Origin of the sequence: Cohnella nanjingensis, assembly GCF_014212125.1 — a bacterium.
In the GTDB taxonomy this organism is placed as follows: domain Bacteria; phylum Bacillota; class Bacilli; order Paenibacillales; family Paenibacillaceae; genus Cohnella; species Cohnella nanjingensis.
Genome location: NZ_JACJVP010000087.1, coordinates 1 through 14234, shown reverse-complemented (window position 1 = coordinate 14234; position 14234 = coordinate 1). Strand labels below are relative to the sequence as shown.

The 14234-nt window shown below is 63.7% G+C and carries 9 protein-coding genes; 8 read left to right on the top strand and 1 reads right to left on the bottom strand.

The genetic code is table 11. The features are described 5' to 3' along the window. Positions 1 to 36: 36 nt before the first annotated feature. The gene (locus H7C19_RS33645) at positions 37 to 810 is read right to left on the bottom strand and encodes a phytanoyl-CoA dioxygenase family protein (protein WP_185673463.1); all 774 of its coding nucleotides are present in this window, start codon (positions 808 to 810) and stop codon (positions 37 to 39) included. Between the two features lie 119 nt (positions 811 to 929). Between H7C19_RS33645 and H7C19_RS33640 the strand changes: the two genes are divergently transcribed. The 8 genes from H7C19_RS33640 to H7C19_RS33605 all read left to right on the top strand — a co-directional run bounded on the left by H7C19_RS33640 (position 930) and on the right by H7C19_RS33605 (position 14116). Continuing rightward, positions 930 to 1874: an AraC family transcriptional regulator gene (locus H7C19_RS33640; RefSeq protein ID WP_185673462.1), complete on the top strand. Its 945-nt coding sequence runs from the start codon at positions 930 to 932 to the stop codon at positions 1872 to 1874. 362 nt (positions 1875 to 2236) lie between these two features. After that, complete coding sequence (locus H7C19_RS33635) at positions 2237 to 5251, top strand: beta-galactosidase (RefSeq protein WP_185673461.1); 3015 nt, start codon at positions 2237 to 2239, stop codon at positions 5249 to 5251. 145 nt (positions 5252 to 5396) lie between these two features. After that, the gene (locus H7C19_RS33630) at positions 5397 to 6266 is read left to right on the top strand and encodes an ABC transporter permease (RefSeq protein ID WP_376775477.1); all 870 of its coding nucleotides are present in this window, start codon (positions 5397 to 5399) and stop codon (positions 6264 to 6266) included. 28 nt (positions 6267 to 6294) lie between these two features. After that, on the top strand, positions 6295 to 7200 hold the full coding sequence (locus H7C19_RS33625) for a carbohydrate ABC transporter permease (RefSeq protein ID WP_185673460.1): 906 nt from the start codon (positions 6295 to 6297) through the stop codon (positions 7198 to 7200). Between the two features lie 99 nt (positions 7201 to 7299). After that, positions 7300 to 8898 (top strand): ABC transporter substrate-binding protein, encoded by a 1599-nt coding sequence (locus H7C19_RS33620; RefSeq protein WP_185673459.1) that lies wholly within the window; start codon positions 7300 to 7302, stop codon positions 8896 to 8898. A gap of 273 nt (positions 8899 to 9171) precedes the next feature. Continuing rightward, on the top strand, positions 9172 to 10497 hold the full coding sequence (locus H7C19_RS33615; protein WP_185673458.1) for an ABC transporter substrate-binding protein: 1326 nt from the start codon (positions 9172 to 9174) through the stop codon (positions 10495 to 10497). Positions 10498 to 10521: 24 nt separating this feature from the next. Further along, entirely contained in the window at positions 10522 to 12345 is a 1824-nt protein-coding gene (locus tag H7C19_RS33610; protein ID WP_185673457.1) for a sensor histidine kinase, read from the top strand. After that, on the top strand, positions 12335 to 14116 hold the full coding sequence (locus tag H7C19_RS33605) for a response regulator (protein ID WP_185673456.1): 1782 nt from the start codon (positions 12335 to 12337) through the stop codon (positions 14114 to 14116). Before H7C19_RS33610 ends, H7C19_RS33605 begins: the two co-directional genes overlap by 11 nt. The last annotated feature ends 118 nt before the right edge of the window (positions 14117 to 14234 follow it).

Below are 14234 nucleotides of genomic sequence, written 5' to 3'. Positions count from 1 at the left end.
CTTCGAAACGGCGCGTCATGCGCGCCCATGATGCCGTTAACGCAACTGGTACTCCGGCTTGAACTCCCGATACACGGGATTCTCCCCGCATACCATCAGACCTTGACCCCAATTGACGTGAACGTCCTCGGTCGGCGGGTCGGACGGGTCGCGGTACTGGAACAGGACGTTGCGGCGATTCCGCGTACTCTTGTTCACGTCCGAGCCGTGAATGGTCAAGTAGTTGAAGAACAGCACGTCGCCCGCGCGTGCCGGGCATGGGGTGGCGGCGGAGAGCGGATATTGCCGGTGGTCCAAATAGTACTTGCCCACGTGCGGCAGCAGCCCTTGCTTATGCGAGCCCGGGATGACGCAGAGACAGCCGTTCTCCATGTCCGAATCGTCCAGGTGGACGCTGCCGGCCATCATGGTGTGATTGTCGTGCGGGAAGTACGGCGTGTCCTGATGCAACGGGAACGCGGCGCCCTTCTCCGGCGGCTTGACGAGCATCTTGCTATGGTGCAGCTGAACGTTCGGGCCGATCAGCTTGGTTAGCACGGCCGCCATGTTCGGGTGGACGGCGGCGCGGGTGAAGGCGGCGTCATGGTAATGCACGTCATGGAATCCTTTGAGCACGAGCTTCTTGAGCTCCTCCGGCGGGAGATAGTCGCCCTGCCAAGCCGCGTTGTGGTCATACTTGGAGCGGGCGGCGCGATCTACGATGCCGTCCACCGCCCGGCGCATCTCCGCCACTTCGTCCGGGGAGAACACGCCGCGCACGAGCAAGTACCCATTTTCCTTGTAAAATTCGACGTCCTCTGCTTTAATCATCTTGAGCAGCCTCCTTGGCGCTTTACTGGTTCTTGCTTATATCATAAGGATGATCGCGATTATCGTATTTGCACAAGCGCGTCTTGAATTTGCAAATTTACGCCATGGGGGGTGAAAGGGTGTCGCAAGCCGATTTTGCCGCAGCGCACCGTTACTTGAACGAGACGATCTTGGCCTGCGAGGCGGGCGATCTTTCCTTTCGCGTCTATTACTGGGGCATGGTGTGGGATCACCGGGACAATCCGGTTCACCGGCATTCGTTCTACGAGGCGTGCTACGTGTTGGAGGGGGAAGGCGAATACGAGGAGGACAGGGAGACCTACCGGCTGACGGCGGGCAGCCTGTTCGTCTCGATCCCCGGCGAGTGGCATCAGATCCGCAGCGAGACCGGGCTGCGGCTGCTGTACGCGGGCTTCGAGCTGGAGATGGAGACGCCGGAGCATGCGGAGGCCGCGTCGGCGTACGATGCGGCGATGCGCGCCCGCGAGACGCCCGTCATCCAGGACGGCGAAGGCGCGTCGGGGCTGCTGTGGCGGGCGCTGCTGCGCCAATCCGCGCGCCAGGAGGCGGATGCAGGCCAGACGGCCGCGCTGGGCGGCGTCCTGCTCGCTTCGTTCCCCGGCACGCTGGGGCGGCCGCCGGTCCAGCGGCCTTCGCGGCCGTCGGGCGGCGCCCGCTCCTCCTCCCACCTGACCCAGCTCGCCAAGCGGTTCATCCGCGACAATCTGTCTCGGCCGCTGAAGCTGGGCGACATCGCCGCAGCGCTGCACATCTCGGAGCGGCATCTCTCGCGCCTGTTCCGGGAGGAGGGAGACGTTTCGTTCGTAGCCTACCTACGGCGCGAGAGGCTGTACATGGCGGAGATGCTGCTGAAGACGACGGTTCACCCCGTCAAGGAGATCGCCGAGCGCACGGGCTTCCAATCCCTTCATTACTTCACCAGGGTCTTCGCGGACAGCTTCGGCATGCCGCCCGCCGAATTCCGCAAGCGGAACCTCCGCGGCCTGGCCGGCGCGGACCCCGCCGGCCGAGCGGAGCCGACGAGAGACCCTTTCCCGCCATGAAGCCGACGAACAGAACGATCACCGCGAGCCTTGCCGTCCATCCGCGACGGCGAGGCTTTTTTATATGCCGGGGAAATGGCCTCCGTTCGAGCGTACGAGTTTTCGGCGATTCCGGGGATTCTGACAACAAATCGTAGTTTTTTCCAGCAAAAATGGAACCTTTCGTTAGACAGGGAGAGGCATTCGCAGCCGCGGCCGACAGGTTCGTAGTTTTTTACAGCAGATCGAAGTTTTGTTGAATGAGAAGCCGAAGACGCGCCTCTACAATAAGTTTAGCAACCGCTTACATGATTGGCCGCCGCGCAGCGCCGCTGCCCGCGCGGGCCCTTCGATGAAGCAAGCCGAGAGGAGGAACGCATCCCATGGAACGAGAGACGAGCGTCGATCAAGCGGTCCGGCTCGCGCCCGATCGGGTCACCGTGAACGGCCGGAGCGTCATTCTGCTCTGCGCCTCCCTGTTCTACTTCCGCATTCCCCGCGCCTTGTGGCGGGAGCGGATGGAGCAGCTGAAGGCGTTCGGCTACAACGCGATCGACGTCTATTTCCCTTGGAATCATCACGAAAGCTCGGAGGGGGAGTGGGACTTCGAAGGGGAGCGCGATGCGGCGGCTTTCCTGGACACCGCGAAGGACGTCGGCTTGTGGGTCGTGGCCCGGCCGGGACCCTACATCTGCTCGGAATGGGATGGCGGCGCCTTACCCGCCTATCTCCTCGCCCAAGCGGACGTTCGGCTGCGCGACAACGATCCCGCCTACTTGCGCCACGTAGCCCGCTGGTTCGACCGAATCCTGCCGATTCTGCGCGCCTATCAAGCCGGAGCCGGGGGAACGATCGTCTGCGTGCAGCTGGAGAACGAACTGGACTTCTACGGCTGCTCGGATCCGCACGGCTATGTCTCCGCCCTCCGAGATTTGGCACACGAACGCGGCATCGCGGTTCCGCTGGTCGCCTGCGCGGGACAAGGCGGACTGTATGGGTCGAGCGGATACGCGGAGGATGTCGTGCCCGCGTGCAACTTCTACCCGTACGACCGGGATCCGGACTTCGAATCCAAGGTGCTGTCCTATCAGGCGCGATTGGCCGAAGGCGGACATCCGCTGCTCGTCACGGAGACGAACCGCAACCACTTCCTGCTGCGCCGGCTGCTGTCCTGCGGCGCGAAGCTGCTCGGGCCTTATCTGCAAGTATCGGGCACCGACTTCGGCTTCACGAACGCGACGAACAACTGGGGCGAGCCGCTCGCGTTCATGACGAGCGACTACGACTTCGGCGGCATGATCTCGCCCGAAGGTCATGTGCGGGCCGAAGCCTATGAAGGCCGGCTGCTGCGCCGCATCCTGAACGCATACGGCAGCGCGTTGGCCGAGGCGAGCCCCGTCGGGACGGGAGAGACGCCGCCCGGCTCGGGCATCGCCGACCCCGCCGCCGCGGGCCAATATCGGCTGGCGTTGGCCGGAGGAGGCAGCCTGCTGTTCGTCTCCAACCCGGGAGAGACGGCGGTGGAGACGCAGCTGTCCTTGAGCAGTACAAGCGAAGAGACCCGATCGTCCAAGGACGATTCGAACGAAGAAGCCCAATTGACCAAGGACGATCCAACCGAAGAGCCGCTGATCCTGAGCGTCCCGCCCGGACGCTGCCTCCTCCTGCCGATGCGGGTGCCGATGGCGAAATGGGGGGTGCCGGGAACGCTCGACTACGCGACGGCCGAATTGGCTGACGCGGCGCAGGGCGCGGCCAAGACGATCTTGGTCTTCCATACCGAGGGGGAAGCGGAGGTCAGGCTGAAGTTCGACGAGGAATTCGCATTCGTCCAGCCGGACGGGATGACCGTCCGGGAAGCGGGCGCGAGCCTCGCGCTCCGCTTCGACGGGTGCGCCGCCAGCGGCTGCGTCATCGGCCTGCGCGGGGGCCGGCTGCTGGAGATCGTCGCTCTGCCGCGCGCCGAGGCGCTGCTCGTCGAATCGGTCGACGAGACGGCCGGCGTCCGACGCGGTCCGGGTCCAGCGCCCGCGCCGGAACCGGCGGACGCCGGCATCGCCTGGACGGCGGCGGATCAGGTGCCGCATCTGCCGATGGCGGCCGAATCCGCAGCCATCCCGAAGGCCGAGCCGCTCGAGACGCACGGCATCTATCGGGGGTTCGCCTGGTACGAGGCGGAGACGCCGGCGACCGGCGGAGCGCGGCCCCTCGGCGTCCTTATCCGGCAGGGCAGCGACGTCGTCTCTCTCTACGCGGACGGCCGCTATCTCGGCACAGTCACGCCTGGCGGCTCGAGCCGGTATATGCCGCTCCCGGAAGGCGGCGGCGCGCGGCGGCTGTCGGCCCGCGCGGAGATCTGGGGCCATTCGAACTTCGACGACATCCGGCTGCCCGCGCTTCGCCTCCACGCGGGCAAGGGACTGACGGATCTCGTCGCCGTAACCCGCGCCCGCGAGATTACGAGCAACTGGCGGCTGCGCCGGGCAGCTGCGGAGAACGAGGCCTCGCCGCTCGGAGCGGACGGTCCGATGGCGACCGCAGCGCCTGCCGAATCCGCCGGCCCCGCCTCGTCCCGAGCGGAATACCTGCCCGCCTCAAAGCCAAACGGCGGTGCGCGGGTCGCCTCTTCCCAAGCGGAGCGCCAGCCCGTCCTGCCGCCCGCCTTGCCGTCCGCCCGGCCGGCCGACGACGACCCGATCGTTGCCTTCGGCGGCTGGATGTCGCCGGATCAGCCGGCGCGCGAGATCTACCGCAAGACGATCTTCCTCTCGTCCGGCGCCGACTCCTGGACGCTGCACTTCGACGGCTTGCAGGCTACGGCGACCGTATTCGTGGGCGGCCGCGAGGCGGGGCAGGTGACGCCGTTCGATCCTTATCTGACGCTGACGCCATATCTCGATCCGTCCGCCACCGCCCAGGAGCTGTCGGTGCTGCTCGAGCGGACGATGGGCCTCCCGGCCGGCCGCGTGATGCTGCTGGAGGGGAACGCCGCCGTCGGCTGGCGCCTCTCCGCCGCACAAGAGGCGGAGCTGCTTGCCCATGCGGCCGTCGTGCGGCCGAACGCGATCGCCGCCGCGCTGCCGCTCTCCCTCGCGCCGGGCGGCGTCGCCTGGGCGTACGGCGCGCTCCCCAATTCGGCGGAAGGCCGGGGTTGGCGGATCGTCGCCGACGGCGAGAACGTCAAGCTGACCGTCTTCTTCGCCGGCCGGCTCGTCTCGCGGCTCTGGCTGCCGGGCGGCGACGCGCGGCCGGCTATGAAGGGAGGCAGTCCGGATTCGTTCTACTTGCCGGGCGTCTGGTTCGGCGAGGGAGCGGAAGACGCGCTGACCGTCCTCGTGGAAGCCGTTAACGCATCCCAGGCGGGCCTGATCCGCGCGTTCCGGCTGCTGCCGGTCTGATCCGCCCCGACTTTTTACGAAAGGAGTACCCTTCATGCCAACGCTCGCCAAGACCGACCCGATGCCGCAGTCGGCCGATCCGACGCTACGGACGCCCGTCCGGTCGCGGTTTCGCCAACTGCGCACGAACCGGACGCTGCTGATCATGTGCCTGCCGGCCATCGCTTTTTTCCTCATTTTCGCCTACTTGCCGATGCCGGGCCTTTATCTAGCCTTCATCAAGTACAACTACACGGACGGCATCTTCCGCAGCCCGTTCGTGCATTGGGACAACTTCCGGTTTCTCGTCATCACAGGGGATTTGTGGCGGCTGACCGCCAACACAGTCCTATACAATCTCGCCTTCATCTTGCTCGGGAACGTGCTGCAGATCTTCGTCGCGATCCTGCTCAACGAAGTCCGTAAGAAATGGTTCAAGAAGCTCACGCAGACGCTGATGTTCCTGCCGTACTTCATCTCCTTCGTGCTCATCGGCCTCATCGCCTATAACATCCTCAGCTACGACTACGGCCTACTGAACGTCATTTTGAAGTCGGTTGGTGCGGACCCGGTGAAGACGTACTCGAATCCGCACATCTGGCCGTTCATCATCGTGCTGACGTATTTGTGGCAGTCGACCGGCTACGGCTCCATCGTCTACTTTGCCGCGATCATGGGACTCGACTCCGAGATCGTGGAGGCGGCGGAGATCGACGGGGCTAACGCCTTCCAGCGCATCCGCTACATCGTGCTGCCTTGGCTGAAGCCGACATTCATCATCCTGCTCCTCTTCTCGCTGGGCGGCGTGCTTCGTGGCAATTTCGGTCTGATCTACAACCTCGTCGGGGCGAATAACACGGCGCTGTACGCCACGACGGACATCATCGAGACGTACGTGTTCCGATCGCTCATGAACAACTTCAACTTCTCGCTCGGAAGCGCCGTCAGCCTGTATCAGTCCGTCTTCGGCTTCCTCGTGGTCATCACCGCGAACTGGCTTGTGAAGAAGTTCTCGCCCGACAACTCGCTTTTCTAGTCCCGAATGAATGAAAGGAGGGACCGCCATGGACGCGGTACGCGCCCGGATTCGCACCGACGCGACGTCCATCGCCGTTCGAAGCTTCGGCTATATCTTCATCGGCTTGTTCGGCCTATGCTGTCTGCTGCCCTTCCTGCTCGTGATCGGCACGTCCTTCACGGCCGAGAGCGCGATCGCGAAGCACGGCTTTAACTTCTGGCCGAAGGTATGGAGCACATTCGCCTACAAGATCGTCTTCGAGAATCCCGATCAGATCGTCGGGGCTTATGTCGTGACGATCCTCCTCACCGTCGTTGGCACGGCTATCGGCCTGCTGTTGGTCGCCATGACGGGCTACGCTTTGCAGCGGCCGGACTTCCCGTATCGGAACAGAATCTCCTTCTTCATATACTTCACGACGCTGTTCACGGGTGGGCTCGTGCCGTTCTATCTGCTGATGACGCAGTATCTGAGCCTGAAGGACAACTATCTGGCCGTCCTGCTGCCGGGACTGATGAGCCCGTTCCTCATCATCATGATGAAGAGCTTCGTCCGCTCCATTCCGCACGCGATCACGGAGTCGGCTAAGATCGACGGCGCGGGAGACTTCACGATCTTCGTCCGGCTCATCCTGCCGATGACAACGCCCGCGCTCGCCACGATCGGTCTGTTCATCGCCATCGGCTACTGGAACGAGTGGTACAACGCCATGCTGTTTCTGTCCACGGACTTGAAATACCGACCGTTGCAGTTGTTTCTGTACACCGTTATCACGAAGGCTGATTACATTCGCAGCTCAGCAGCGGCCTCGAACGTCGAGCTGCGCGACCTGCCGTTGGAGTCGATGAAGATGGCGACGGCCGTCGTCGCTACGGGGCCGGTCATCCTGTTCTATCCGTTCGTGCAGCGCTACTTTATCAAAGGCATCACCGTCGGCGCGGTCAAAGGCTGAGGAACGCGGTTCTCCGAACCGGCGTCCGCTTGCCGCAGGCTGCCCGAGCGCTATAGGGGCTTCTGCCCGTCAAACATCCATTGGGGGAGGAATTATCAGATGCAATCGATCAAACGGATGACCGCCATACTCGCCGTTCTGGCGCTCGTCATCGCGCTAGCGGCTTGTGCCGGCGGCAAGAAAGCGAACGTGGACAGCACGCCCAAAGCGAGCGAGAGCGCTCCGAAGGCCAGCGGAGAAGCCAGCCCGTCCGCGGGCGGCGTGGATACGTCAAAGTTCGTGAAGATCAGCTACGTCATTCTCGGAGACAAACCAAGCAATGGCCAGTTCGAAGCGACGATGAAGGAAGTCAACAAGATCATGAAGGAGAAGATCAACGCCGAGCTGGAGTGGAAATGGGTCGAGTGGGCGGATTGGCAGACGAAGTACAATCTGCTGCTCGCATCCGGGGAACCGGTCGACCTGATCACGATCGGCACCGACTGGCTCGACACGTGGGCGAACGCGCAGCGCGGCGCCTTCCTGAACCTCGACGATCTGCTGCCGAAGTACGCGCCGTTCACCTGGGAGTCGGTCCCTCAAGAGAACTGGGCGCAGAGCAAGTACAACGGCAAGATCGTGCTGATCCCGGAAGACGCCTATACGCAATGGGTCAACCACGGGTTCTTCTACCGCGGAGATTGGGCCAAGGAAGCGGGCATCACGGAGCCGATCAAGGACTGGGACGGCATGGAGAAATATATGCAGTACGTGAAGGACAACAAGAAGATCGTGCCTTGGGACGCGACGGGAGGCACGAGCACGTTCGGCGGCTGGACCCAATCGTATACCCCGAACCTGGAGCTGCCGATGTCGACCGGCTACCTGCCCGTCTTCGCGGCCAAGAGCTATGACGAGCGCTACACGGCGGTCAGTCCGGTATTCGAGGATACGTTCCTCGACTTCGCCAAGAAGATGAAGAGCTGGGGCGACAAAGGCTTCTGGCGCGAGGACGTGCTGAACTACAAGGGCGACACGCGCACGCTGCTCAAGGGCGGCCTGACGGGCGTCGACCAGCACCATACGCAGACGTTCAGCGGGCTGCGCGTCGACATGGACCGCGAGCAGCCGGGCTCGGAGCTGCAGATGTATCCGTTCTCCCGCACGAGCGGCAACCTGATGGAGCTGTCCATCACCCACGGCGGCACTTCGATCGGGGCGCACAGCAAGAACCCGGAGCGCGCCTTGATGGCATACGACCTGATCCGCAACGACGAGAAGGTGTACCGTCTGATCAACTACGGCATCGAAGGCGTCCAATACGAGATCAAGGACGGCAAGCGCGTTCGTCCTGCCAGCTACGATCCGAAGAAGCACGAATTCTATTCGGACTTCTGGGGCGGCCGCAACGACAAGCTCGAGATTCCGAGCGACACGACCTGGGATCAGATCGGCACGATCTACGCGGAATACGACAAGATCAAGAAGCCTTATCCGTACGGCCAGTTCGTATTCGACAAGACGCCGGTGGAGGCCGAGATCACGGCGATCTCCCAGGTGACCGGAGAGATGGGACCGGCGATCACGTACGGCAAGGCGGGCGATCCGGTCAAAGCCGTCGAAGACTTCCGCAACAAGCTGAAGGCGGCCGGCTACGAGAAGGTGCTGGCCGAACTGCAGCGGCAGCTCGACGCCTACAAGAAGCAGATCGAAGGTTAATTCCGCTCGGAGCCCCAAGCGCCAAAAAGCTGCCTCGCAGGAGGCGGCTTTTGGCCGTCATTGCCCCGATCGCGACCCGTTTCGCGCATAGGCGGTATCGCGCCGTTCTCCGGACGGCCGCCTGTCTTCGCATGTCGGAGGGAGGAGCCCCGTCCGCACCGGGGAGCGGGGTTGAAACGCCGCATTCAGGAGGGATAGAAGGGGGCGCGGAAAGCATGTAAAATAGAAAATGTAAGCGCTTCTACGACAGATCAGACGGCAGGTGATCCATGGATGAAACGTGTTCGCAAGACTTTGCTGCAAGGCTTCGTTCTGCTGCTGCTCGCCGGCGGTCTGCCGGGCTGCGGCTGGCCGGGAGATGGAAGCGGCGCGGCTGCCGGGCCCGAGACGGGCAAGCCCAAGGCGCAGCCCGTCAAGCTCGTCTGGTATCACCATTTCCGCGAAGAAGGCGCGCGGAAATGGCTGGAGATCGGGACGAGCCGGTTCTCTCAAACCCACCCGAACGTCGCGTTCGAGACGATCGCCGCGGATGCGAGCACCTATGCCAGCACGCTCCACAACCTGGTGGCCGTCGAGAAGATGCCGGACCTCTACATGGCCGACAGCATCTTCGCCCTGCAGGAATTCATCGATGCAGGCTACGCGATGGATCTGACCGGACTGCCGCTGATCGAAGGCCTGCAGGACGACGCGCTCAAGGGCGTGAAGACGGCCGACGGCAAGGTCTGGGCCATGCCGTTCGACCGGAACGGCGTCGGCGTGTTCTACAACAAAGCGGCATTCGCCGAAGCGGGCGTCGCCCGCGTCCCCGAGACGTGGAGCGAATTCCTCGCCGCATGCGAGCGGCTCCGGCGGGCGGGCATCACCCCGATCGCGGCGGGCTACAAGGATATCTGGACGCTGAACGCGGATATTCAGCCGGACGTCATCGCGAACGGCGTCGGCGCGCCGAGCTGGATCCGGGACATCGAAGCCGGCAAGGCGACTTTCGCCGAAGACAAAGGAGGATTCAAGGGCGTGCTGAAGCGGCTGGCCGAGCGCTTCAAGTATATGGGCGACGCCCCGTTCAGCACCGGCTGGAACGACGCGCTCAAGATGGTGGCCAGCGGCAAGGCGGCGATGATCGTGAACGGGACCTGGACCGTCGACGGCCTGCGCTCGGAGAATCCGGATGCGGCGTTCGGCATGTTCGCCTTTCCCTATTCCGAAGACCCGGCGGATGCCCGCTTCGCCATGAAGACGACCGGCGGCATCGTCGTCAACCCCCGTTCGCCGAACAAGGCGCTGGCGCTCGAGGCGGCCCGCTCCTTCGGCACGCCGGAGATGGCGGAAGTGTTCCAGACGCAGAAGAAGGGAATCTCGATCGTGCCCGGCGCCCCCATCTCCTTCGATCCGGCCTTCGAAGAGCTCGACCGTCAATATTTGAAGACCGGACGTTCGTTCGATTACTCGTTTTTCTACCCCGAGGTGATCAATCAGGAGCTGCTCGCGGTGTACCAGAACGAGCTGACCCTGTTCCTTTACGATCCGCAGCACGACGTCGAGAAATGCATTCGGGCGCTCGACGAGGCGTTCGACCGAATTCGGCCGCGTCGCTGACGACCGGCGGGGAGGAGATCGATCATGCGATGGCTCGAAGGGTTGAACCCGCTGGGACGCTTGAAGCATTTTCGCATTCGGACCAAGATTCTGCTGTCGAACCTGTTCATCATCCTGCTGCTGGCGCTCGCGATCGGCAGCGCGGCTACCTTCGCGTCCAAGCACTATATCGAAGCCAACACCCGGGAGCTCTCGATCAACGTGATCGACCAGTTCTCCAAGAACGTGGACAACAAGGTCGAAGAGTTCGTGAACAGCACCGTTTTCCTGCTGAACGACAAGCTGTTGACGCAGATCGTCTCGGAGCGGAACGGACCGATCACCGACGCCGGCTATCCTTCCGCGTATACGCGCGTCGCCAACCTGCTCTTCCAATACGGGAACAACAACCCGATGATCAACGCCATCACGATCCGCAACAACCAAGGCCGGCTGTTCTGGTGGGATCGCCCGTCCGCGCAGGGCAGCGGGATGAATACGACGGAGGCGGACAAGATCATGGACCGGGCCGAGCGGGAGCTCGGACGCCGCCAGCAAGGCATCGCCTGGACGGCTTCGCTCCGAGGGTCCGACGAAGTGGCGCTCGTCCGCTACTATCTGGACATGAACCAGGTGGACCAACGGTTCGGGACGATCGTGATCCATCTGAACCGCGCCTACTTCACGGATCTGCTCGCGGACGGCTCGATCATCCATACGGACAATCTGGTGATCGTCAACGCACGGGGTCAGCCGCTCATCGAGGGGCGCTACGGGCAAGAGGACGCGTCGCTGCAAGGCGTAACGCCGGACGCCGGCACCGGCGCCTTCAGTCTCGGACGGGTTACGCGCGTGAAGGGCGAGCGCGCGCTGCTCGCCGAGTACCGATCGGCCAACACCGGCTGGACGATTCTATGCTTTATCCCGCTCGCGCACCTGCTGGCCGGCACGCGCATCCTCGAGACGATCATCATCGGCGTGTGCGTCGTATTCATCTTCTTCGCGCTGATCCTGGCGTTCTGGTTCTCGATCGGGACGACCCGGGACATCAAGCGGCTGGAGCGAACGATGCGGCGGGTGGAGGAAGGCGACTTCAACGTGAAGGCGACGCCGGGCGGGCGCGACGAGATCGGCATGCTCGCCGTCCGGTTCAATATGATGGTGGCGCGGATGAACGAGTTGATCAACCACGTGTATGCGGAACGGCTGGCGAAGCAGAAGGCGGAATACTCCGTCCTGCTCGCGCAGATCAACCCGCACTTTCTGTACAACACGCTCGGCACGATCCGCTGGTTCTCGCGCAGCCGCGGACAGACCGAGATCGAGCGGATGATCGGCGCGCTGACGGGACTCCTCAAGTCGTCGATCCGCAAACTGGGCGAGTTCCATCGGCTGTCCGAAGAGCTGGAGGACGTGCGCAACTACATCCATATTCAGAAGATCGGGTACGGCGACGCGTTCGAGGTGGCGTACGAGGTCGACGAATCGCTCGCGGAGGGCGTCGTGCCGCGCTTCATCCTGCAGCCGCTGGTCGAGAACGCGATCATGCACGGCCTCGAGATGTCGAAGGGAACGGGGCGCATCCGGATCGCCGCCGCCGTGGAAGGGGGGACGCTGCGGATCGTCGTCGAGGACAACGGCGTCGGGATGGCCCCCGGATTCGCGGCAGGGCTCCTCGTCGCCGACAGGGAGGCCCGCTATCCGGGCTTGAACAGCATCGGCGTCCGCAACGTCCATGAACGGATCCGCTCCCATCATGGCGTCCCGTACGGGCTAAGCTTCGAGACCGCGCCAGGATCGGGCACGCGGGCGATCGTCCTGCTGCCCTACTCTACCCATCTGGAAGAGGTGAACCGACATGCCGTATAAAGCCATGATCGTCGAGGACAACGCCATCTACCGTTATGCCGTGAAGACGATCATCGATTGGCGCGCGCACGGGTTCGACCTGGCCGCCGAGGCGATCAACGGCAAGCAGGCGCTGCAAGTTATGGACGAGGAGACCTTCGATCTGATCCTGACGGACGTCAGCATGCCGGAGATGAACGGCATCGATCTGATCGAGGCGGTGAAGCGCCGCACGCCCGACACCGTCGTCGTGATGCTCAGCTCGTTCGACGACTTCCAGTTCGTCAAGGATTCGCTGAAGTTGGGCGCGCAGGATTACTTGCTCAAGCACGATCTGGAGCCGGAATCGCTGGCCCGGCTCCTGGATCAGGTGAGGGAACGCTTGGAGCAGGCCGAGCGGCTGCGCCGGGAACGGCAGGCGCGCCGCGCGGAGGCCGAAGCGCAATTCATGCGGCGCGCGATGCTGGGCGAGTGGGAGGACGAACGGGAGCTCGCGCGGCAGGCGGAGGCTGGCGAATTCCGGTTCGCCAGCGCGCCTTACCGCATCCTCGCGCTCGCCTTCGCGGACGCGCAGAAGGATGACGCGGCCGGCGAGCGGTGCCGCGAGGTGATCCGGCGCGGGCTGGCCAGCGCGCGGCAGGCCGAAGGGCGGACGGAAACGGGCGAGCGGAAGGCCGAAGGGCAGATGGATGTAGGGGAGCGGCAGGCCGAAAGGCAGGTGGATGTAGGGGAGCGGGAGGCGGAAGGGCGGATGGATGTAGGGGAGCGGGAGGCGGAAGGGCAGGTGAATGTAGGGGAGCGGGAGGCGGAAGGGCGGATGGATACATGCGCAGCGGCGGAGACAGGCCTATACGATCCGCAAACGCTGTCGGTCCGGCTGTCGACCGGCCGTTGGGGGATCGCGGTTTCTTCGAACGGGGAAGGGCTGGGACGCTCTTCCGCGCGGTCGCTTGCCGACGGCTTAATAGCCGAAGCTGGGCGGCATGGATTGCGGCTCTCCATCGGCGTGAGCGAGGTCGCCGCCGGCGGCACCGGCCTTAGCAAAGCCTACGAGCAAGCGGCAGCCGCGCTGTTCCAGACGGTCTACGAGGGCTGGGGCCGCGTCTATGCGTCGCGTTGGGCTCCGACGCCTGCTAAGCTGGATCCTGCTCTCGTCCGTAGCTGGCTCTCCGCAATGAGGAAGGGAGAGGCCGAGACGGTCAAGACGGCAGCCGAGGCTTTGATCGGGCAGATCCGCGGGCAACGCGTCGACCGGGAACAGCTGCGCCAGTGGTTGTTCGATGGGTTCTCCCTCGTCGTCGTGCTCGCCGGCGAGCGGCGCGCGGACGGGGAGGCCGCGACCGGCGGAGTCGATTGGCATGCCCGTGTGGAACGCGCGCTCCAGCGGATGGAGCCGCCCGAGCGGCTCCTCGCCATGGTCATGGACGAATATGCGAAGCTGTCTCCGAAGAAGGCGGGCTGCGACGTGCGCGGCTACCGCAAGGAGATTCAGCAGGCGATCGACTACATCCATGCGCACTACGCGGAAGAGATCACGCTCCCCGGGCTCGCGGCCGAGTTGGGCTTCAGCCCTAATTACCTATCCAATCTGTTCCGCGGGGAAACGGGGATGCGCCTTACCGAATACGTCACCCGGCATCGCATGGACGTAGCCAAGCATTTGCTGCAGGACACCCGGCTCAAGGTCTACGAGGTCGCCGAGCGCGTCGGTTACCCGGATGCCTCCTATTTCTGCAAAGTGTTCAAGGAAGTCGCGGGGCTGACGGTGTCCGAATTCCGGAGGAGCGAGTAGTGTGCGAGCGTGAGATCGTCGAAAAAACGACTATCGTGGGGTCTAGGGAGCTTGTGCAGAGCGAGATAGCTGGGAAAATCGACTATCGCGGGGTTTAAGAGGCTTGTGCAGAGCGAGA

Bases quoted from the DNA above. Each gene is read 5' to 3' on its own strand.
- H7C19_RS33645 (WP_185673463.1), bottom strand. From the start codon at position 810: ATGATTAAAGCAGAGGACGTCGAATTTTACAAGGAAAATGGGTACTTG.
- H7C19_RS33635 (WP_185673461.1), top strand. From the start codon at position 2,237: ATGGAACGAGAGACGAGCGTCGATCAAGCGGTCCGGCTCGCGCCCGAT.
- H7C19_RS33630 (WP_376775477.1), top strand. From the start codon at position 5,397: ATGTGCCTGCCGGCCATCGCTTTTTTCCTCATTTTCGCCTACTTGCCG.
- H7C19_RS33625 (WP_185673460.1), top strand. From the start codon at position 6,295: ATGGACGCGGTACGCGCCCGGATTCGCACCGACGCGACGTCCATCGCC.
- H7C19_RS33620 (WP_185673459.1), top strand. From the start codon at position 7,300: ATGCAATCGATCAAACGGATGACCGCCATACTCGCCGTTCTGGCGCTC.
- H7C19_RS33615 (WP_185673458.1), top strand. From the start codon at position 9,172: ATGAAACGTGTTCGCAAGACTTTGCTGCAAGGCTTCGTTCTGCTGCTG.
- H7C19_RS33610 (WP_185673457.1), top strand. From the start codon at position 10,522: ATGCGATGGCTCGAAGGGTTGAACCCGCTGGGACGCTTGAAGCATTTT.
- H7C19_RS33605 (WP_185673456.1), top strand. From the start codon at position 12,335: ATGCCGTATAAAGCCATGATCGTCGAGGACAACGCCATCTACCGTTAT.